General features: G+C 62.9%; 18 protein-coding genes. 10 read left to right on the forward strand and 8 right to left on the reverse strand.

Going from position 1 to position 21,180, the window contains the following annotated elements:
- Positions 1-127 precede the first annotated feature (127 nt).
- The gene (gene metG, locus BMY68_RS11125; protein WP_007932694.1) at positions 128-2,179 is read right to left on the reverse strand and encodes a methionine--tRNA ligase; all 2,052 of its coding nucleotides are present in this window, start codon (positions 2,177-2,179) and stop codon (positions 128-130) included.
- A gap of 195 nt (positions 2,180-2,374) precedes the next feature.
- On the opposite strand from metG, the gene apbC reads away from it, so the two are divergent.
- The gene (apbC, locus tag BMY68_RS11130; RefSeq protein ID WP_009045357.1) at positions 2,375-3,469 is read left to right on the forward strand and encodes an iron-sulfur cluster carrier protein ApbC; all 1,095 of its coding nucleotides are present in this window, start codon (positions 2,375-2,377) and stop codon (positions 3,467-3,469) included.
- A gap of 70 nt (positions 3,470-3,539) precedes the next feature.
- Here the strand turns inward: apbC and BMY68_RS11135 are convergent, their stop codons facing one another.
- Positions 3,540-4,298, reverse strand: a complete 759-nt coding sequence (locus BMY68_RS11135; RefSeq protein WP_085532159.1) for an SDR family oxidoreductase — start codon at positions 4,296-4,298, stop codon at positions 3,540-3,542.
- Between the two features lie 164 nt (positions 4,299-4,462).
- Between BMY68_RS11135 and BMY68_RS11140 the strand changes: the two genes are divergently transcribed.
- The 4 genes from BMY68_RS11140 to groL all read left to right on the forward strand — a co-directional run bounded on the left by BMY68_RS11140 (position 4,463) and on the right by groL (position 7,977).
- Entirely contained in the window at positions 4,463-5,194 is a 732-nt protein-coding gene (locus tag BMY68_RS11140) for a HugZ family pyridoxamine 5'-phosphate oxidase (RefSeq protein WP_085532157.1), read from the forward strand.
- A 66-nt stretch (positions 5,195-5,260) separates the two neighbouring features.
- Positions 5,261-5,737, forward strand: coding sequence for an FxsA family protein (locus tag BMY68_RS11145; RefSeq protein WP_085532155.1), 477 nt, complete (start codon positions 5,261-5,263; stop codon positions 5,735-5,737).
- Positions 5,738-5,990: 253 nt separating this feature from the next.
- Positions 5,991-6,284: a co-chaperone GroES gene (locus tag BMY68_RS11150; RefSeq protein ID WP_007932704.1), complete on the forward strand. Its 294-nt coding sequence runs from the start codon at positions 5,991-5,993 to the stop codon at positions 6,282-6,284.
- Between the two features lie 49 nt (positions 6,285-6,333).
- Entirely contained in the window at positions 6,334-7,977 is a 1,644-nt protein-coding gene (groL, locus tag BMY68_RS11155; protein ID WP_007932705.1) for a chaperonin GroEL, read from the forward strand.
- 153 nt (positions 7,978-8,130) lie between these two features.
- Here the strand turns inward: groL and BMY68_RS11160 are convergent, their stop codons facing one another.
- Positions 8,131-8,874: a phosphatase PAP2 family protein gene (locus BMY68_RS11160; protein WP_085532153.1), complete on the reverse strand. Its 744-nt coding sequence runs from the start codon at positions 8,872-8,874 to the stop codon at positions 8,131-8,133.
- Between the two features lie 219 nt (positions 8,875-9,093).
- Here BMY68_RS11160 and colR point away from each other — a divergent pair, with 219 nt between their 5' ends.
- The 5 genes from colR to BMY68_RS30100 all read left to right on the forward strand — a co-directional run bounded on the left by colR (position 9,094) and on the right by BMY68_RS30100 (position 12,865).
- A complete protein-coding gene (colR, locus tag BMY68_RS11165; protein ID WP_009050537.1) occupies positions 9,094-9,777 on the forward strand; it encodes a two-component system response regulator ColR in 684 nt (227 codons plus the stop codon).
- Positions 9,767-11,047 carry a sensor histidine kinase gene (locus BMY68_RS11170; protein ID WP_009045351.1) on the forward strand — a complete coding sequence of 427 codons (1,281 nt, stop codon included), beginning with the start codon at positions 9,767-9,769 and terminating at the stop codon, positions 11,045-11,047. Before colR ends, BMY68_RS11170 begins: the two co-directional genes overlap by 11 nt.
- A 189-nt stretch (positions 11,048-11,236) precedes the next feature.
- Positions 11,237-11,917 carry a class I SAM-dependent methyltransferase gene (locus BMY68_RS11175; RefSeq protein WP_009045350.1) on the forward strand — a complete coding sequence of 227 codons (681 nt, stop codon included), beginning with the start codon at positions 11,237-11,239 and terminating at the stop codon, positions 11,915-11,917.
- 4 nt (positions 11,918-11,921) lie between these two features.
- Positions 11,922-12,635 (forward strand): lipopolysaccharide kinase InaA family protein, encoded by a 714-nt coding sequence (locus tag BMY68_RS11180; RefSeq protein ID WP_009045349.1) that lies wholly within the window; start codon positions 11,922-11,924, stop codon positions 12,633-12,635.
- A 2-nt stretch (positions 12,636-12,637) separates the two neighbouring features.
- Positions 12,638-12,865, forward strand: a complete 228-nt coding sequence (locus BMY68_RS30100; protein WP_037004964.1) for a hypothetical protein — start codon at positions 12,638-12,640, stop codon at positions 12,863-12,865.
- 59 nt (positions 12,866-12,924) lie between these two features.
- On the opposite strand, the gene BMY68_RS11190 is transcribed toward BMY68_RS30100, so the two are convergent.
- The 5 genes from BMY68_RS11190 to BMY68_RS11210 form a co-directional block, all read right to left on the reverse strand.
- Complete coding sequence (locus tag BMY68_RS11190; protein ID WP_085532151.1) at positions 12,925-15,948, reverse strand: multidrug efflux RND transporter permease subunit; 3,024 nt, start codon at positions 15,946-15,948, stop codon at positions 12,925-12,927.
- Positions 15,949-15,961: 13 nt separating this feature from the next.
- Positions 15,962-17,113: an efflux RND transporter periplasmic adaptor subunit gene (locus BMY68_RS11195; RefSeq protein ID WP_085532149.1), complete on the reverse strand. Its 1,152-nt coding sequence runs from the start codon at positions 17,111-17,113 to the stop codon at positions 15,962-15,964.
- 136 nt (positions 17,114-17,249) lie between these two features.
- Positions 17,250-18,347: a DUF1513 domain-containing protein gene (locus BMY68_RS11200; protein WP_085532147.1), complete on the reverse strand. Its 1,098-nt coding sequence runs from the start codon at positions 18,345-18,347 to the stop codon at positions 17,250-17,252.
- 2 nt (positions 18,348-18,349) lie between these two features.
- Positions 18,350-19,414 (reverse strand): imelysin family protein, encoded by a 1,065-nt coding sequence (locus BMY68_RS11205; RefSeq protein ID WP_053262432.1) that lies wholly within the window; start codon positions 19,412-19,414, stop codon positions 18,350-18,352.
- Between the two features lie 30 nt (positions 19,415-19,444).
- Entirely contained in the window at positions 19,445-20,872 is a 1,428-nt protein-coding gene (locus BMY68_RS11210) for a di-heme oxidoreductase family protein (RefSeq protein WP_085532145.1), read from the reverse strand.
- Positions 20,873-21,180 lie beyond the last annotated feature (308 nt).

Raw genomic sequence — 21,180 nt, forward strand, 5'->3', positions numbered from 1 at the left:
TGGCCGGTGAGGGCGGGCGGATACCTGAAGACTAGGCAATTATCCGGCAAGGGCGCAGGCCCATCCAGATATGAAAATCCCCCCGCCACGCAGCGGCGCGACGGGGGGATCGATCCAGCAAGCGGAGTTACTTGATCCGCTGGCCCGGCTTGGCGCCGCTGTCCGGGCTCAGCAGGTAGATCTCTTCGCCGCCGGGGCCGGCCGCCATCACCATGCCTTCGGAAATGCCGAATTTCATTTTCCGTGGCTTGAGGTTGGCGATCATCATGGTCAGGCGACCGTCGAGCTTGGACGGATCCGGGTAGGCGCTCTTGATCCCGGAGAACACGTTGCGTTGCTCGTCGCCGATATCCAGGGTCAGGCGCAGCAGCTTGTCGGCGCCTTCCACGTGCTCGGCCTTGACGATCAGCGCCACGCGCAGATCGACGGCGGCAAAAGTGTCGAAGTCGATTTCCGGCGACAGCGGATCCTTGGCCAGCTCGCCGTTGCCCGCAGGCTTGGCTTCACCGGTGTCGGTCTGGCTGGCGGTCAGGTCTTCTTTCGAGGCGTCGGTCATGGCTTGTACTTTCACGGGGTCGATCCGCGTCATCAGCGGCTTGAATGCGTTCAACTGGTGGTTGCTCAGCAGGTGCTGGTGGTCGTTCCAGGTCAGCGGGGCGACATTGAGGAACGCCTCGGCGTCGGCGGCCAGCAGCGGCAGCACCGGCTTGAGGAAGATCACCAGTTGGCGGAACAGGTTGACGCCGGTGGCGCAGATGGCCTGGACTTCATCCTGCTTGCCTTCCTGCTTGTTCAACGACCACGGCGCCTTGTCGGCGATCCAGGCGTTGGCGCGGTCGGCCAGGGCCATGATTTCACGCATGGCGCGGGCGAAGTCACGGGCCTCATAAGCGTCGGCGATGCTCGGCGCGGCCGCCAGGAAGGCCTCGGTCAGCTCCGGCGCGGCATTCTGGTCCACCAGCACGCCGGCATTGCCTTTGTGGATGAAGCCGGCGCAACGGCTGGCGATGTTCACCACCTTGCCCACCAGGTCGGAGTTGACCTTCTGCACGAAGTCTTCGAGGTTCAGGTCCAGGTCGTCGACGCCACGGCCCAGCTTGGCCGCGTAGTAGTAACGCAGGTATTCCGGCGACAGGTGGTCGAGGTAGGTCCGGGCCTTGATGAAGGTGCCGCGGGACTTGGACATCTTCTGGCCGTTGACGGTCAGGTAGCCGTGCACGTTGATGCCGGTCGGCTTGCGGTAGCCGGCGCCTTCGAGCATGGCGGGCCAGAACAGCGCGTGGAAGTTGACGATGTCCTTGCCGATGAAGTGGTACAGCTCGGCGGTCGAGTCCTTGCCCCAGAACGCGTCGAAGTCCAGCTCCGGCGTGCGGTTGCACAGGTTCTTGAAGCTGGCCATGTAGCCGATCGGCGCGTCCAGCCAGACGTAGAAGTACTTGCCCGGCTCGTCGGGGATCTCGAAGCCGAAATACGGCGCGTCGCGGGAGATGTCCCACTGCTGCAGGCCGACATCCAGCCATTCGGCGATCTTGTTCGCCACGGCGTCCTGCAGGGTGCCGCTGCGGGTCCATTGCTGCAGCATCTGCTGGAAGTCCGGCAGCTTGAAGAAGAAGTGCTGGGAATCCTTGAGCACCGGGGTGGCGCCGGAAATCGCCGACTTCGGATCCTTCAGATCGGTCGGCGCGTAGGTGGCGCCGCATTTTTCGCAGTTGTCGCCGTACTGGTCCTCGGTGCCGCATTTCGGGCAGGTGCCCTTGATGAAGCGGTCGGCCAGGAACATTTGTTTTTCCGGGTCGAAATACTGGGTGATCGAGCGCGTGGCGATGTGCCCGGCGTCGCGCAGCTTCAGGTAGATCTGGCTCGACAGCTCACGGTTTTCTTCGGCGTGGGTCGAGTGGAAATTGTCGAAGTCCACCAGGAAGTCGGCAAAGTCGGCGCTGTGTTCGGCCTGGACGTTGGCGATCAGTTGTTCCGGGGTGATGCCTTCCTTTTCCGCGCGCAGCATGATGGCCGAGCCGTGAGCGTCGTCCGCGCAGACATAGATGCATTGGTTGCCGCGATGCTTCTGGAAGCGCACCCACATATCGGTCTGGATGTACTCAAGCATATGGCCAAGATGGATGGAACCATTGGCATAGGGCAGGGCGCTGGTGACGAGGATCTTGCGTGGCTCGGACATGGGGCTCGGCTACTTGATGAAACGGAGGTCGGCCACTATAAAGCGCCGAGAAATATATTTCACCCCGTGAGCCCGGTTTTCCACGGCCGTCCTAGCCATCGGCGGGCGTGCTATATGATGTTTTGGCATCCCGCCCACGCCACGGAACAGGTAGGATAGCCGCCTGATTTTCCCGTCTTGTTATCGGAGTTGCCCATGAGCGCCGTCAATCGCGCAGCGGTGGAAGCCGTTCTTCGCCAATACACCGACCCCTACCTGAACCAGGACCCGGTCAGCGCCGGTTGTGTCCGTTCCATCGACATCCAGGGCGACGAGGTGCGTGTCGAGCTGGAGATCGGTTATGCCGCCGGTCTGTTCAAGAGTGGCTGGGCCCAGTTGCTGAAGCTGGCCATCGAAAACATGGACGGCGTGGTCATCGCTCGCGTCAATGTCACCAGCGTGATTGCCGCGCACAAGGCCCAGGCGCAGATTCCCGGCCTGGCCAACGTCAAGAACGTGGTGGCGGTGGCATCCGGCAAGGGCGGGGTGGGCAAGTCCACCACCGCGGCCAACCTGGCCCTGGCCCTGGCCCGCGAGGGCGCCAAGGTGGGGATTCTCGATGCCGACATCTATGGCCCTAGCCAGGGCATCATGTTCGGCATCGCCGAGGGCACCCGGCCGCAGGTCAAGGACCAGAAATGGTTCGTGCCGATCAAGTCCCACGGCGTCGAGGTCATGTCCATGGCCTTCCTGACCGACGACAACACGCCGATGGTCTGGCGCGGGCCAATGGTCTCCGGTGCCCTGCTGCAACTGGTGACCCAGACCGCCTGGGGCGACCTGGACTACCTGGTGATCGACATGCCGCCGGGCACCGGCGATATCCAGCTGACCCTGGCGCAGAAGGTCCCGGTGGCCGGCGCGGTCATCGTCACCACCCCGCAGGACCTGGCGTTGCTGGACGCGCGCAAGGGTGTGGAGATGTTCCGCAAGGTCAACATCCCGGTGCTGGGCGTGGTGGAGAACATGGCCGTGCATATCTGCTCCAATTGCGGCCATGCCGAGCATCTGTTCGGCGAAGGCGGTGGCGAGAAGCTGGCGACCCAGTACGGTGTCGAGCTGCTGGCCTCGCTGCCGCTGTCGATGCTGATTCGCGAGCAGGCCGACGGTGGCAAGCCGACCGTGATCGCCGAGCCGGAAAGCCAGATCGCCATGGTCTATCAGGAACTGGCCCGCCATGTCGGCGCGCGCATCGTGTTGCAGGAAGCCGCGGCACCGGCGATGCCGAACATCACCGTCAGCGACGACTGAGCCGGTTGGGCCAACAAAAAAGCCCGGTGCGCTGCACCGGGCTTTTTTATGAGCATTTCATGGGTGGGTTTCAGATCCGCAGGCCGCCGTCCAGCTCGAGAATCCGGCCGGTGTAATAGTCGTTCTCGAAGATGTAGGCCGCCGAATGAGCGATTTCTTCCGGCTTGCCCATGCGCTTGAGCGGGATGCCGGAGGTCATTCTTTCCAGGGCCTCGGGTTTCATGCCCTGGGTCATTTCGGTTTCGATGAAGCCCGGTGCGATGCCGGCCACGCGGATGCCGTAGCGCGCCAGTTCCTTGGCCCAGGTCACGGTCGCCGCGGCGACCCCGGCCTTGGCCGCGGAGTAGTTGGTCTGGCCGATATTGCCGGCGCGGGAAATCGACGAGATGTTGATGATCGCGCCACTGGTTTTCAGCTCGACCATCTTCGCCGCGACTTCGCGGGTGCAGAGGAACACGCCGGTCAGGTTGACGTCGATCACCGACTGCCACTGGGCCAGGCTCATCTTGCTCATCTCGCCGTCCTTGACCTTGAGCAGCAGGCCGTCGCGCAGGATGCCGGCGTTGTTGATCAGGCCGTGAATGGCGCCGAAGTCTGCGGCGACCTGGGCGACCATGTGTTCCACCTGCTCTTCATGGGCAACGTTGCACAGGTAGGCGCGGGCTTCGACTCCCGCCGCCTGGCAGGCGGCAACGGCCTGGTCGAGTTTCTCCTGGTTCAGGTCGACCAGCGCGAGCCTGGCGCCTTTGCTGGCGAAATACTCCGCCATGGAGCGGCCCAGACCCTGGCAACCGCCGGTGATAATGATTACTTTGTCATTGAGTTGCATTCGCATGCTCCGAAAGCAGAACTGGAGTGGTGTCCTTCAAGGCGCCTCTCTTGTGCGTCGGGCATGGCCTGGCTGCAGATTGAGAATTGCCCCCGATGGCGTCGCTGGAACTTTGCTCCAGGCGCCCGTCCGTTTTAGACGGATTCTATATAAGGAGTCATAAATTGAGCGTTGAAGCTGCGAAGCATGCACGAGAATTACTGCTCAAGGAATACCGTGGCGTGCTGTCGACGCACTCCAAGGCCATGCCGGGTTTTCCCTTCGGCTCGGTGGTTCCTTATTGCCTGGACGAGCAGGGGCTGCCGCTGATCCTGATCAGCCGCATTGCCCAACACACCCATAACCTGCAGAAGGATCCCAAGTGTTCGCTGCTGGTGGGCGAACGCGAAGCCGAGGACGTCCAGGCAGTGGGGCGCCTGACCTATCTGGCCGAAGCCGAAAAGCTCGAAGACGCCGCGGCGATCGAGGCGGCCGCCGAACGCTACTACCGGTATTTCCCGGAATCGCAGAACTACCACAAGGCCCACGATTTCGATTTCTGGCGGCTCAAGCCGGTGCGTCATCGCTACATCGGCGGCTTTGGCGCGATCCACTGGATCGACCAGGTGACGCTGGCCAATCCGTTCGCCGGCAAGGCCGAGCTGAGCATGGTCGAGCACATGAACAGTGATCACGCCAAGGCGATCGCCCATTACGTGGACCTGGCCGGCCTGCCGAAAACTGCTGCGGCGCAACTGGCTGGCATCGATACCGAAGGCATGCACCTGCGGATCGGCCAGGGGTTGCACTGGCTGCCGTTCCCAAGCCCTTGTAATACGCCGACACAAGTACGCGAGGCCTTGGTTTTTCTGGCTCACGCCGAGCAATGGCCGAAAAATGCCGGGGCCGAGGCTTGAATTCACGAATTGCCGACGTCATCTAGGGTCTACTGGAAGGCATTCTTCCGTAGAGGAAACCATTTGATGCGCCCTTTTCTGTTGCTCTTTCTGCTGTTCCCGGTGCTAGAGCTGTTCGTCTTCGTCAAAGTCAGCGGTGCGATCGGGTTTTTCCCGGCGCTGCTGCTGATCATCCTGGGTTCGATGCTGGGTGTGCTGATCCTGCGCGTCGCGGGGCTGGCCACGGCATTGCGTGCCCGTGAAAGCCTGAACCGCGGCGAATTGCCGGCCCAGACCATGCTCGAAGGCCTGATGCTGGCCCTGGCGGGCGGCCTGTTGATCCTGCCTGGCTTCATCAGCGACATCTTCGGCCTGTTCATGCTGTTGCCGATCACTCGTCGCCTGCTGGCCAACAAGATGCGCCAGCGCGCCGAAGAACAGGCCATTCGTCAGCGCGCCTTCGCCGACGACATGCAGGCCGCTCGTGGCGGGCCCGCGCCGCAGCGCCCCCTGGGGCGTGAGCCGAATGTGATCGAAGGCGAGTTCGAGCACCGCGATTCCTGAGTCTCTCAATGATCGACACGGCACCTTCGGGTGCCGTGTTCGTTTTGCCCGACTGAAAATCTAAAAAATTTCACTGGGCAGCCCTTGTAATAAGCATATGCGCCCACATGTATCGGTCACCGCAAGGTTTCTGGTGGCGACACCAGACAGACTTCCGCGTCTCGCTCGTCGAGCCGCAACCGGCCACGCCGGATTTGTTAACCCGCCGGTAACGACACCGGCCGCTGAAAACCATAATTAGGAGAGATCGACAATGAAGCTTCGTCCTCTGCATGACCGCGTCGTCATCCGTCGCAGCGAAGAAGAGAAGAAAACCGCTGGCGGTATCGTTCTGCCAGGTTCGGCTGCTGAAAAAGCCAACACCGGTGAAGTTCTTGCTGTAGGTCCAGGCCGCGCTCTGGAAAACGGTGAAGTACGTGCGCTGGCCGTGAAAGTGGGTGACAAGGTTGTGTTCGGCCCTTACTCCGGCAGCAACACTGTGAAGGTAGACGGCGAAGACCTGCTGGTAATGGCTGAGAACGAAATTCTCGCCGTTATCGAAGGCTGATTACCCGCTCATTTTCCCGTTACTACAAAGTATTTAAGGAATATCGATCATGGCTGCTAAAGAAGTTAAATTCGGCGACTCCGCCCGCAAGAAAATGCTCACCGGCGTTAACGTCCTGGCTGACGCGGTAAAAGCGACCCTGGGCCCGAAAGGCCGTAACGTGATCATCGAGAAGAGCTTCGGCGCTCCGACCATCACCAAGGACGGCGTTTCCGTCGCCAAAGAAATCGAGCTGAAAGATCGCTTCGAAAACATGGGCGCGCAGCTGGTAAAAGACGTTGCTTCCCGTGCCAACGATGACGCCGGCGACGGTACCACCACCGCTACCGTACTGGCTCAGTCGATCGTCAACGAAGGCCTGAAAGCCGTCGCTGCCGGCATGAACCCGATGGACCTGAAACGCGGCATCGACAAGGCGACCATCGCCATCGTCAAAGAGCTCAAAGGTCTGTCCAAGCCATGCGCCGATTCCAAGGCCATCGCTCAGGTCGGCACCATCTCCGCCAACTCCGACAACTCCATCGGCGACATCATTGCCGAAGCCATGGAAAAAGTCGGTAAAGAAGGCGTGATCACCGTTGAAGAAGGCTCGGGCCTGGAAAACGAACTGTCTGTCGTTGAAGGCATGCAGTTCGACCGTGGCTACCTGTCCCCTTACTTCATCAACAAGCCGGACACCATGGTCGCCGAGCTGGACGGCCCGCTGATCCTGTTGGTGGACAAGAAGATCTCCAACATCCGCGAAATGCTGCCAGTGCTGGAAGCCGTTGCCAAAGCCGGCCGCCCACTGCTGATCGTGGCTGAAGACGTTGAAGGCGAAGCCCTGGCGACTCTGGTTGTGAACAACATGCGTGGCATCGTCAAAGTCGCTGCCGTCAAGGCACCAGGCTTCGGCGACCGTCGCAAGGCCATGCTGCAGGACATCGCCGTCCTGACCGGCGGTACCGTCATCTCCGAAGAGATCGGCCTGAGCCTGGAAAGCACCACCCTGGAGCACCTGGGTAACGCCAAGCGCGTGATCCTGTCCAAAGAAAACACCACCATCATCGACGGTGCTGGCGTTGAAGCGGACATCCAGGCTCGTGTGACCCAGATCCGTCAACAAGTGGCCGACACTTCGTCCGACTACGACCGTGAAAAACTGCAAGAGCGTCTGGCCAAGCTGTCCGGCGGCGTTGCGGTGATCAAGGTTGGCGCCGGTTCCGAAGTTGAAATGAAAGAGAAGAAAGCCCGCGTTGAAGACGCCCTGCACGCTACCCGTGCAGCCGTTGAAGAAGGCGTGGTACCTGGCGGTGGCGTAGCCCTGATCCGTGCCCTGCAATCGATCAGCGGCCTGAAAGGCGACAACGCCGACCAGGACGTGGGTATCGCTGTTCTGCGTCGCGCTGTCGAAGCACCTCTGCGCCAGATCGTTGCCAACTCCGGCGACGAGCCAAGCGTAGTGGTCGACAAGGTCAAGCAGGGTGAAGGTAACTACGGTTACAACGCTGCTACCAGCGAATACGGCGACATGATCGAAATGGGCATCCTGGACCCAACCAAGGTGACCCGTTCGGCGCTGCAAGCGGCATCCTCCATTGGCGGTCTGATCCTGACCACCGAAGCGGCTGTTGCTGAAATCGTTGAAGACAAGCCTGCGGCTGGCGGCATGCCAGACATGGGCGGCATGGGTGGCATGGGCGGCATGATGTAAGCCAGCCTTACCCCTGTACGAAAAAGCCCCGCCGGCGAAAGCCGGCGGGGCTTTTTTATGGACGGGAGTTTTTGCCTGGGCCATCGCCGCGAGCAAGCGCGCTCCTACAGGTGTGCATCGTTTTGTAGGAGCGAGCTTGCTCGCGAAAAGACCTCAGGCCTTCACCGCTTCCGTCTCCATCACCGGCTCGGCCTTGGCTGCCGGTCGATAGAGAATGAAGTAGTACGCCCCCAGGCAGATCAGCCAGCAGAAGATCGCGGTCCAGACGTTGTGGGAGAAAAAGTGCGCGCCCTGCAGCATGCGCCCGACCGAGAACACCGTGCCGAGGGCAAAGGCGAACACCAGCGCCTTGCGCGCCAGGCGCGGACGGCGATCACGCAGGACAAAAAACAGCGCGAACAGGGTGAAGCCGGTGGCGGCATGGCCGCCTGGCCAGCAGCGACCAGGCTTGTCGGTCGCTGGCCGGGGGCTGAGCAGTTCGCTGTAGGTTTCCTTGCCGCCGAACTCTTTCAGGCTCCACGGGCACTGCACGGCGGTGACCGCCTTGACCGGGGTGACAAAGGCGGTGGCCAGGCCCAGGGACAGCACCAGGCAACCCAGCTCGCGCTTGAACGGCTTGAGACGCTGGACAAAGAAGGCGCCGATGAAGCCGACAATGGCCAGCACCGAAAAGACGATGACCAGCTGCTTGGCCCGGTCATGCAGGATATTTTCCAGGAAATAACTGTGGCCGCCGATGAAACTGCCAGCGGCGGGGTCATAAAAGTACCGGGCCAGGTCCATGTCCAGGGTGGTCAGTTCAAGCAGCAGCAGGATGACGGCAGCCAGGGCGGGAACGCCCAGGCAGATCCACCAGTTCAGCGCTCTGGAGGCGGGGCGGGCGAGGGTCAAAGCCATGGAAAGTCCTTCGAGGGAAGCGTTGCGGTCGCGGGTTCCCGCGGAGTCTGGAACTGTCCTTGTCGTCAGCGTGTGAACCCTGGGTGAAAAACTCGTCAAGGCCCTGGAACCCTGCGGCGGCATTCGCCGCGGGGGCTTGAACAACCCTAGCCGTCAGCCACGCTTGGCCTTAAGCTGCGCGAGCCAAGACGGGCGTAACTGTGTGCGGAGAGAGTGCCCATGCGAATTCTACTGGTTGAAGACAACCGCGATATTCTGGCCAACCTGGCCGACTACCTGGGGCTTAAAGGCTACACCGTGGACTGCGCCCAGGACGGTCTGTCGGGCCTGCACCTGGCCGCCACCGAACATTACGACCTGATCGTGCTCGACATCATGCTGCCGGGTATCGACGGTTACACCCTGTGCAAGCGCCTGCGCGAAGACGCCCGCCGCGATACGCCGGTGATCATGCTCACCGCCCGCGATCAACTGGACGATCGCCTGCAGGGCTTCAAGTCCGGGGCCGACGATTACCTGGTCAAGCCTTTCGCCTTGTCCGAGCTGGCCGCGCGCGTCGAGGCGGTCATGCGCCGGACCCAGGGCGGCGGGCGTCGGGCCTTGCAGGTCGGCGACCTGAGTTATGACCTCGACACCCTGGAGGTCACCCGCGAAGGGCGCCTGCTCAAGCTCAACCCGGTGGGGCTCAAGTTGCTGGCGGTGCTGATGCAGAAGAGCCCCCATGTGCTGCGCCGGGAAATTCTCGAAGAAGCGCTGTGGGGCGACGACTGCCCGGACAGCGACAGCCTGCGCAGCCACGTCCACCAATTGCGCCAGGTGATCGACAAGCCGTTCGGCAAACCGTTGCTGCATACCGTGCACGGTGTCGGTTACCGCCTGGCCGAGGGTCGTGATGGAGTTTAAGCAAAGCCTTTCCCAGCGGATCATCATCGCCTTTGCGCTGATGAGCGCGCTGGTCGCTGGAGCCTTCGCCCTGGGTATCGTGGCGACGGTGCACCTGGTGGAAGAGAAGCTGATTTCCGCGGGCCTGGGGGGCGACCTTCAGCGTCTGCTGTTGATGGACAACGTTTCCGACTGGAGCCACCGTCCCGAGCCGGACCAGCTGTTTTACTTCAGCGGTGGGCGCGGCGACTTCGAGTTGCCCAAGGATCTGCGGCATCTGGATCCGGGCTTTCATGAGGTCTTCCGCGAACAGCTGTCGTATCACGCCATGGTCGAAGTGGTCGACGGTCGACGCTATGTGTTGCTACAGGACCAGAGCGATTTCGAAGAGCGCGAACGGGTGCTCTTCGCGGTGGTGCTGGTGGGCTTCGTGCTGAGCCTGGCCTTGGCGGTGTTCCTAGGCTGGGTGCTGGCGCGTCGGGTCATGGCGCCGGTGGTGAGGCTGGCGCGGCAGGTGCGCCATCGCGACCAGTTGCTGGGGCTGGCGCCGCCATTGGCACCGGACTACGCGGCCGACGAAGTGGGGGAACTGGCGGTGGCCTTCGACGCCACCCTGGGGCGCCTGCGCCAGGCCCTGAACCGCGAGCGCCTGTTCACCAGCGATGTCAGCCACGAACTGCGTACGCCGCTGATGGTGCTGGCCAGTTCCTGCGAGCTGTTGCTGGAAAACCCGGCGATCGATCAGCGCGGTCGGGCCCAGGTCGAGCGCATCGCCCGGGCGTGCGGCGAAATGCGTGAGCTGGTCCAGACCTTCCTGATGTTGGCCCGCGCCCAGCGCGAAGACGGCGGCATGTCGCCCCAGGCGACCTTGAGCCAGGTGGCCGAGGACCTGGTGAGCCTGTGGGGCGGACCGATCCGGCAAAAGGGCCTCGAACTGATCTTCGACGCCGGCCAACCGCTGGACACCCGCTATAACGCCACCTTTTTGCACGCGGTGATGGGCAACCTGCTGCGCAATGCCTTGCATTACACCGAGCATGGCTTCATTCGCTTGAGCCTTGAGCCGAGCGGCTTTGTGGTCGAGGACAGCGGTGTGGGCATTCCCGAGGAGAAACGCGAGGCGATGTTCGAGCCTTTCGTGCGCGGCAACGAGAAGCGCGGCGAGGGCCTGGGCCTGGGTCTGTCGCTGGTGCAGCGGATCTGCGAGGACCAGGGCTGGAGCGTCAGCCTCAGCACCATGGAGCCCAACGGCTGCCGGTTTCATGTCGAGTTGAACCGCCGCACGGCATGATGGGTCTCCATGACTGCTGAGCGGGTCGTCACGGGAATTTCCCCGGTTGATGGCCCCAGGCCACTTATGGGAGCCTGTAAAACTCTGAAATATTTCCACTCTGGACCGGACGAAGTTTTCACAAAGACATGACCTGACGCTGACAAGCCGCTGCCTAAGGTGGGGCCATCAGATTCAGGAGACTGTGTGATGGCGACCCCGATCAAGCTGGAATTTTCCGAGAAGTACGACGAACAGCATGCTCAGGAGTATCTGCTCAAGCATCAGGATGGCGTCGCTCGCCGTCTGTCCCACAAGCGTGACGAGCAGTTGGCGCGTGCGGCGCTGGCCATGGCCGGAGAGCCGGGGCTGGTGCTTGACCTGCCTTGTGGTGCCGGGCGTTTCTGGCCGTTGCTGGCGGAGAAACCCAACCGCGTGATCATCGGTGCGGACAATTCCGCGGCGATGTTGAAGATCGCCACGGTGGCGCAACCGGCCGACGTGGTGAAACGGGTACAACCCTTGCAGACGTCTGCCTTCGACATCGACTTGCCGGACAACGCCGTCGACAGCATTTTCTGCATGCGGCTGCTGCACCACATTGGCGAGTCGTCCCATCGCCTGGCTCTGCTCCGGGAGTTCCAGCGGGTTACCCGGGACAGCGTGATCGTTTCACTGTGGGTCGACGGCAATTTCAAGGCCTGGAAACGCAAGCGCATGGAAGTGCGGCGCAAGGAGGAATCCGGGCAGGAAGGTTACCAGAACCGTTTTGTGTTACCGGCTGCCACGGTTGAAGAAGAATTCAAGCAGGCCGGGTTTCGCGTTCAGGATCATCTGGACTTTTTTCCGCTCTACGCCATGTGGCGAGTCTACGTATTACGCAAGAGGTAACAGGATGGCCGTTGAATGTGCACCGGGAATGGAAGTCGCTGCTGCGGACCGTTTCGACTACTTCTGGAATCAGCAGGGGGAGTGGGTCGAAGAGCCCAATCAACGTCGAGGCGGGGAAAGTGGCGTCCAACGTCTTCCGGGCACTGACGGGCGTGTGCTGTATGCCAAGCGCCAGGTCGGCCATATCTATCGCAGCTGGTTGCACCCCTTCGGCCGCCCCACGGTGCTGCGCGAACAGGATGCGCTCAAGGGCCTGAGCCAGCTCAACGTGGCGGTGCCGCACCTGGTGTTCTGCGGTGCGCAGCGTGATTCCCAGGGCCAGTGGCGTGCGTTGCTGGTGACCGAGGCGCTGGACGGCTTCGTGGAAATCGACCACTGGTACGCCGCTGGCGAGCGCGAGCGCCACGGCGAGGCCCTGCACGAGCGTGTGCTCAAGGAACTGGCGGCCACGCTGGCGCGCATGCACCGGGGCCGCTGGCAGCATGGCTGCCTGTATAGCAAGCATGTGTTCGTGCGGGTCACGGGTGAGGGCGAAGCGGCGAAGGTGGATATCGCGCTGCTGGATTTCGAGAAATGCCGCCAACGCCTGACCGCTAAACGGGCCGCCGCCCATGACATCAAACAATTGCGGCGCCACTCGTCGTGGAGCACCACGGACTGGGACAAACTCTACTATTTTTATAGGACGGCGTTTGGCAGCGCTATCAAAGGCTTATAGTGATGAAGCTCGAAATTGCACGAGGTTTGTTTTTAGTAGGAGCCTTGGCAGTTGCATCCTTGGCGGTGGCTGCATGGGAGCAGCCACGCATGGAAGTCCTCAGTACGGCGCAGGGTGATGCGCATTGCCCGTTGCCACGGGTCGTCAAGACGACCCAGGGAGCCCAACCCGATCGTGACCTGTTGTTGTTCATGTTCGGCCTGACTCAGGGAATGAGGCCACAGAGTTGAAGACCATCAAGCCCGATAAAAAGGCCTCGCATCGCGAGGCCTTTTTTATTGCGCGCCCTTCACTTGTCCGGCCTGGCCAGCAGGGTGTAGATGCAGGGCAGCACGAACAGGGTGAACAGGGTGCCGATAGACATCCCCGTGGCGATCACCGTGCCGATGTCGAACCGGCTGACCGCGCCGGCGCCCGTGGCCAGGATCAGCGGCACCATGCCGAAGACCATCGCCGCGGTGGTCATCAATACCGGCCGCAGGCGAATGGCCGCGGCGGCTTCCACGGCCTCGCGCGGCGTCAGTCCCTGGTCCTTGCGCAGCTGGTTGGCGAACTCGACGATCAGGATCCCGTGCTTGCTGATCAGGCCGATCAGGGTCACCAGCCCGACCTGGGTATAGATGTTCATGCTCGACCAGCCGAGAAACAGTGGGATCAAGGCCCCGCAGATCGACAGCGGCACCGTCACCAGGATCACCACCGGATCGCGGAAACTCTCGAACTGCGCCGCCAGCACCAGGAAAATGATCGCCAGTGCCAGGCCAAAGGTCACCCACAGCGCGCTGCCTTCCTGGACGAACTGTCGTGAGGCCCCGGCATAGTCGAAGGCGTAGCCTGGTGGGGCTTCTTCCTCGGCGATCTGGCGCACGGTATCGATCGCTTCACCCATGCTCACGATCGGGAATCCGGAAATGGTCGCGGCGTTGAGTTGCTGGAACTGGTTGAGCTGTCGCGGACGGGCCCGATCGTGGACAGTGATCAGGGTCGACAGCGGCAGCGCCTCGCCCTTGGCGTTTTTCACGTAGTAGTTGTTCAGCCATTCGGGGTTGTCGCGATAAGGCCGTTCGACCTGGGCGATGACCTTGTAGCTGCGTCCCTCGATGGTGAAACGATTGATTTCCGCCTCGCCGAGCAAGGTGGCCAGGGTCCCGCCCAGGTCCAGCATCGACACCCCCATCTGCGCCGCCTTGGCGCGGTCGATGTCGACCACCACTTCCGGCTTGTCGAAGGCCAGGTCGATATCGACAAAGGCGAACTTGCCCGATTCCATGGCGCGCTTCTTCACCCGGTCGGACAGTTCCAGCAGCGACTCGTAATCGTTGGGGCTATTGATGATGAAGGCGAATGGCAGCCCTTCGCCGGTGCCCGGCAGGGACGGCAGGTTGAAACCGAAGACCTGCAGCCCGGCAATGCCCGTGAGCCGGGCCTGGACTTCGGGCAGGATCTGCATCTGCGTGCGCTTGCGCTCATTCCAGGGCTTGAGCAGGAAGCCGCCGATACCCGATTGCACGCCGTTGAAGCCGTTGATCTGGAACGAGGAGTAGTACTCGGGGAACGTCTTGAAGATCTCCAGGAACTCGTCGGTGTAGGCGTTGAGGTAATCCAGGTTGGCCGGCTGGGGCGCGGTGGCCATCATGAAAATGATGCCCTGGTCCTCGTCCGGGGCCAGTTCCGACTTGGTGAACTTGAGCAGGGCCGGGATCAGGCACAGCACGAGCAGGGCGAACACCAGGACCACCGGCCGGGTGTTGAGGGTGCCATGCAGCAGGCTCTGGTAGCGGCGCTTGAGGCTTTCGAAAATCAGGTCGAGGCGGTGGGCCAGGCCGCTGGGGTTTTCATCGTGGCGCAGCAGCAGGGCGCACATCATCGGCGACAGGGTCAGGGCGACGATGCCGGAAATCACCACCGCGCCGGCCAGGGTCAGGGCGAACTCCTTGAACAGCGCCCCGGTGAGCCCCTGCAGAAAGCCGATGGGGGCGTAGACCGCCGCCAGGGTGATGGTCATCGACACCACCGGCATGGCGATTTCCCGGGCGCCTTCGAGGGCCGCGTCCAGCGGCGTCTTGCCTTCCTCGATATGGCGGTGGATGTTTTCCACCACCACGATCGCGTCGTCCACCACCAGGCCGATGGCCAGCACCATCGCCAGCAGGGTCAGCAGGTTGATCGAGTAGCCCATCAACTGCATGAAGAACATCACGCCGATCATCGACAGCGGAATGGTCACCACCGGGATCACCACCGAACGCAGCGCGCCGAGGAACAGGAACACCACCACGATCACGATCAGCACGGCTTCGAACAGGGTCTTCACCACCTCGTTGATCGAGGCCTGGATGAACAGCGTGGCGTCGTAGGCGATCTCCGACTTGAGGTTGGGCGGCAGCTGGGCCTCCAGCTCCGGCATGATCTTGCGCACTTCCTTGATCACGTCCAGCGGGTTGGCGTTGGGGGTCGCCTTGATGCCGATATAGACCGAAGGAATGCCGCCAAAGGAACTGATGGCGTTGTAGTTCTCCGCGCCCATCTCCACCCGTGCCACGTCGCTGAGCAGCACCCGGCTGTCGCCCTCGGTCCGCAGGGGAATGGCGGCGAAGGCTTCGGCGGATTTCAGTTCGGTGCTGGCGTTGATGCTGGTGACCACGTACTCGCCCTTGATCTCACCGGCCGCGGACAGGAAGTTGTAGCGGCGCACCGCGCTGGTCACGTCGCTGGCGCTCAGGCCGTAGCCGGCGAGCTTGACCGGGTCCAGCCACAGGCGCATGGCGAATACCTGGTTGCCGAGGATCTCGGCCTCGGCCATGCCCGGCAGGGTCGCCAGCTTCGGCTGGATCACCCGCGACAGGTAGTCGGTGATCTGCGGGTTGCTCAGCTCCTGGCTGAAGAAGCTGATGTACATCAGCGCCGAGGCGTCGGCGGCTTCCTTGCTCAGCACCGGGTCCTCGGCGTCCTGGGGCAGCTTGTTCTTCACCTCGTTGGCCTTGGCCAGCAGCTCGGTGAACAGGCGGTCGCTGTTGGCGCCGATACGGGCGTAGATCGAGATCACCGAGAAGTTCTGGCGACTGACCGAGGTCATGTAGTCGATGCCTTCGGCACTGGCCAGGCTCTGCTGCATCGGTTGGGTGATATAGCCCTGGATGGTCTCGGCGTTGGCCCCGGGGTAGGCGGTGGTCACCGTGATCAGGGCGTTTTCCATTTGCGGATACTGGCGCAGCGGCAGTTTGCTCCAGGCCTGGAAGCCCAGCAGCACGATCAGCAGGCTGACCACGGTGGCCAGGACCGGACGACGGATGAACGGATCTGTAAAAGCCATGAGGATTCCTTGATCAGTTCGCGCGTGGCTGGCCGCTCTGTTCGGGGGGCAACATCTTGTCCGGGGTGATGGCGATATGGGCGCCATGGTCCAGCTTGATTTGCCCGGCGCTCACCACCTGTTCGCCGCTGCGCACGCCCTTGTTGATCAGCACCAGGCCGTTGCGCCGTTCGCCGGTTTCGATGAAGCGCCGCTCGGCGATCAGCACCGGCTGGCCCTTGTCGTCTTTCTCCGGGCTGCCATCGGCGGCCTTTTTCTCGGCCACCACGTACAGCGAGTTACCGTACAGGGTGTAGGTGATGGCGCTCTCCGGTACCACCACCCGGGGCTGGGGATCGGGCAGTAGCACCTGCAGGTTGGTGAACATGCCCGGCAGCAGCTTGCCGTCGGGGTTGGCCAGGGTGGCGCGCACCTGCACGTTGCGCGTGGTGTCTTCGACCTTGGGGTTGATGGCGCTGATGGTGGCGGTGAACTGCTCCTCCGGATAGGCGGAGACCATCACGCTGACCGATTGGCCCAGGGCGATTTTCGGCACGGCCTGTTCCGGGACGAAGAAGTCCACGTACAGGCTGCTGAGGTCTTGCAGGGTGGCGATCACCGTGCCGCTGGCGAGGTAGTCGCCGACATCCACATGGCGAATGCCGATGGTGCCGCTGAAGGGCGCGAGCAGGCGTTTTTTCGCCAGCGAAGCCTTGAGCTGATTGACCGTGGCCTTGTTCTTTTGCAGCACCGCCGATAGCCGATCATATTCGCCGCGGGAAATCGCCTGGCTGCCCACCAGTTGGCTGCCGCGGCCGAAGTCCAGCCGGGACAGGCCCAGGTCGGCCTGGGCGGTTTCCAGCAGGGCGCTTTCCACGTCGCTGTCGAGTTGCAGCAAGGGCTGGCCGGCCGTGACCTTCTGCCCAGACTCGAACTGCAGCTCCTTGACGGTGCCGGCCACTTCCAGGCTGAGGTTGACCCCCTGCAGGGCCTTGAGGGTGCCGACCGTGGGCAGGCGGGTTTGCCACGGTTGTTCGCGAGCCGTGGCCACGGCCACGCTGATCGGCGGCTTGGGCACCGAGAAGAGCTTGACCTGCTGATAGATGGAGAAGGCCTTGTAGCCTGCCAGCAACAGCACGATCAGCAGGACGACACCCAACATGATAAACATGCGGCGACGCAGCATATTCCGGTTCCTTGGAAAACGAAGCTGGGAAAACCAAGCTGATTGCCGAAGACATTACTCCGACTTTCCGGGGGCTTCCAGATGACAATCCGGTCATCCAGAGTCCCGTTTTCCAATCCTGCGCGGCGGCGAAAAACTAGACCAGGTGCAAATGGTTGTCCCAGAGCCCTGCCGGCAAATCCAGGGGTTTTGCCACCAGTTGTTTCTGGCGACAGTCATAGAAGCGGCAACGCCCCTGGCCCGAGGTCACGACAAAACCATCCGCCACCGCACCGACCCCGGCACAGTCCGGCAAGGGCGCGTCCAGGCGCACTTCGGCGCTGTCCAGGTCCCAGATGAAAAAGCGGTTGCCGCGCGGGGCGGTGAGGGCCACCAGGCGCAGTTCGCTGTGCACCGCGACGCTGGCGGTGTAATGCCCCATTGCCTGCAACTGGTGCTCGGCCACCGGGAAGGCCTGGAACGGCTGCCCCGGGCGCTTGATCGCCAGCAGTTGCGACGACTCATGGGCATCGCCCATGAACTGCTGGCCGGTGACGATGGTGCCGTCGCCGGCGATGCCCATGTGGCGCACGCTGTTCATCTGCTGGGCCAGGGTTTCCTTGCTCAGCAGGCTGCCGTCGCGCTGCATCAGCACCAGGCTCGGCTCCATGGCGTCGAGGTTCATCTCGACGCGGCTTTCCGCCTCGGTGCGAATCCCGCCGTTGGCCACCACCAGGGTTTCGCCGTCCGGCATCCATGACACCTGGTGCGGGCCGATGCCGTGGGTCGGGATCTCGCCGCTGTGCACCAGGCGTTCGCCCTCGAACCGGTATACCCCGAGCAGGCCACGACCCGGATCGCTTGTGTCGTTCTCGGTGGCGTACAGCCAGTCGCCGCTCTTGTGGATCACCGCGTGGCCATAGAAGTGCCGGTTCGGCTGCGAGGCCAGGGTTTGCAGGAGGGTGCCGTCGCGCAGGTCGATCAGGTAGCTTTCGGTGCCCGGGCGACGGGCGACGAACAGGGCGATTGGCAGCGTCGGGTGGTTGACGATGTCATGGCAGCGTTGGCCAACCTGGGTGGCGAACACTTGCGTGCCGTCCAGGCGATAGCCGACGGCGTAGTGCTTGCCGTCGCCGTCATCGCGCGCCGAGAGCAGCAGCGGGCCTTGGTCCTTGTGCTTGAACAGCGTCCAGCCACCCAGCGTGACGGCGCTCAGCAGCAGGCTGCCGAGTGCCAAAGCCTGACGTCGCAGCATGATCAGTCACCGTCGTTGGCGTTGAAGCCCAGTTGGATGCCCAGCGCCTTGGCCAGCTCGCCTTCGTGCAGGCGGTGGACGACGTTGAGGCTGTCGTAGATATCGTTCAGTTGCTGGCGGCCGGCGTCGTCGGCCAGCAGCTCGGTCAGCGAACGCTGGGTACTGGCGAACAGCTTCAGCGAGGCGGTGTAGGCAGCATCGATCTTGTCGGCCAGCGGCTTCTGCTCGGCCGGCAACAGGCCGCGCAGGCCCTTGTTGTCGACCCCGGCCCAGACGGTCTGGGCCGCGGCGAGGCTGGCTTCCAGGCTCTGCATGGACGACTGGCTGCGCCAGGCGTCGGCCTGGAACGGCTGTGGAATGCCCTTGCTCTGACGGCCCATCGGCGTGCCGAGCTTCTTCTTCAGGGTATCCAGCGCGGTGACCTGGACCCGCAGCAGATCGGCGATGGCCTCATGGGAGTCGGCGTAGCGCTGGTTGGGGAACTTGCTCATCTGCGCGAGCATGCCGTCGCTGGTGTTCCAGCGCGACAGGATCTCTTCGGCGAGCTGCTTCTGGCGTTCGCCAATGGCGCTCAGCAGCGGGCAGTAGCGGGCTTTCTGCTCGCTGTTGGCCATGTCGATCTTGCTGTCGAACAGGATGTATTCGTAGGCCGAGAGGCCTTGCACCACGACGCTGGACTTGGCCAGGGCGGCGGCGTCGATCTGCGGCGTGGCGCTGACCAGCTGTTCGACCTGACGGCCGACCAGGTTCTTCTTGTCCGGCCAGAACTGCACTTGCCAGGAGCGGTTGCCCTCGGCCAGCGGCCCGATCAGCAAGGGTTGCAGTTCGGCCCAGGCTTTCTGCGCGTGCAGGAAGTCGGCACGGGCGGTGTCCAGGCTTTGCTTGCCTTCACAGAAGGCCAGGGCGCTGATCGCCAGCTGGCGGTCGGCTTCGACCCAACGGCTGTAGGTCGGCAGGATCACCTGTTTGGCGATGGCCGCCGAGGTCACGGCTTGTGGGTCCTGCGGCGAGCAGGCGCCCAGGGCGAGCGCGGCAAGGCTGGTGAACAACAGCTTGGGACGGAACATGTTCGGGCTCCCGTTTCTTGTAAGAAGGCGTTAAAGAGAATTCAGGAATGCCAGCAACGCAGCGCGCTGTTCGGCATTGAAGGATAAAACCTGTCGCTGCGCCGCCTGGGCCTCGCCGCCGTGCCAGAGCACAGCTTCGAGCAGGTTGCGGGCGCGACCGTCATGCAGGAACTGGGTGTGGCCGCTGACCGTTTGCGTCAGGCCGATCCCCCACAACGGCGGCGTGCGCCAGTCGCGGCCGCCGGCCTGGAATTCGCTGCGGTGGTCGGCCAGGCCTTCGCCCATGTCATGCAGCAGCAGGTCGCTGTAGGGGCGTATCACTTGATTGGCCAGCTCGGGTTCCGCGGCGTCGGCGGCGGTGGTGAACCGGGGGGTATGACAGGACTGGCAGCCGGCCTGGTAGAACAGGTTCTTGCCGGCCAGCACCTGTGGCGAGCCAACCTCGCGACGCGCCGGCACCCCGAGGTTGCGGCTGTAGAACAGCACCAGGCGCAGGATGTTGTCGCTGACTTCCGGTTCGCCATCCGGCCCGTTGCCGTTGGGGGCCTGCTTGCAGGCGGTCTGGGCGTCGGTGCAGTCATCGAAGGGTCTCAGGCTGGTGGTCAGGCCCATATCACCAGAGAACGCGTGAACATTTTGTTGATTGAGGTTGGGCTGTCCGGCTTTCCAGCCAAAACGCCCGAGTACGGTCTTTTGCTGGGCATCGTCCCAGACCCGGTTCGGCCGTCCGGCAATGCCATTGCCAGCCTTGGCTTGCGCTTGGGCATTGGCCAGGATCGCCGCCTCGGGGATGGCTTCGAGCAGGCCCAGGCCGATCATCGGTGGCGCCACGCGGGCCGAGAAGCGGGTGTCGGGATGCATCGGGCCATAACCGAGCTGGGTGATCTGCAGCTTCGGCTTGCGCAGTTCGACTTCGCTGCCGTCCTTGAAGCGTACGGTCAGCGGCTCGTACTCGACCCGCACCTTGCCTTCCGGGGCGACACCAGGCACCGCCATGTCCTGGAACTGCCCGCCGTACACCGGCTCGGGCACTATGCCCAGCTGCTCGATGACCTTGGCATAGGCCGGCTCATTGGGGATCGACAGGCGCACCAGCATCGACACGGCGTTGTCCGAGTCGGGCGTCGGCGGGTGGCCGCGGCCGTCCTTGATATGGCAATTCTGGCAGCCGTTGGTATTGAACAGCGGGCCCAGACCATCGCGGGCGGTGGTGGTCGAAGGAGCGATCACCCAGGGGCTGCGGAAGAAACTGTTGCCGACGCTGAAGTCCAGGCGCCGGGTCGGCGACAGGTTGGCCGACGGCATGGAAAAGGCGTTCTGGTCGCTCTTGCGCACGGTCGCTTCACCGCCGGAACGCGCTTCGCCCGGCTCGGCCTGGGTAAAACGCGGGGCGTCATCGCAGGCACTCAGGCTCAAGGCCATGAACAGCGCAGACCAGCGAAGCAGCGACGGGGGCATCGGATATCCTGCGGGACGAGCAAAACAAGGGCGCAAAGTCTAACAGGGCACGGGAGTTTGAATAAGAGGAATTATCGTTCCGCTTGACGTGGGACAACGCAAGCGAAGCCTGCCTGTCGCTGTCCCCCGGCTCTGGTCTGGTCCTGTAGCCGCTGCCGCAGGCTGCGATCGCCACCGAAGGGCGCGCAGGGTTTCAAGAGCGCTGAAGGCCTGCGGCCTTATCGCAGCCTGCGGCAGCGGCTACAGGGGCCGCGTCATAGGCAGGCACAAAAAAGGCGACCCGAAGGTCGCCTTTTCATTCCCGCAAC

Source organism: Pseudomonas sp. NFACC41-3 (genome assembly GCF_900109505.1).
Lineage (GTDB): Bacteria > Pseudomonadota > Gammaproteobacteria > Pseudomonadales > Pseudomonadaceae > Aquipseudomonas > Aquipseudomonas chlororaphis.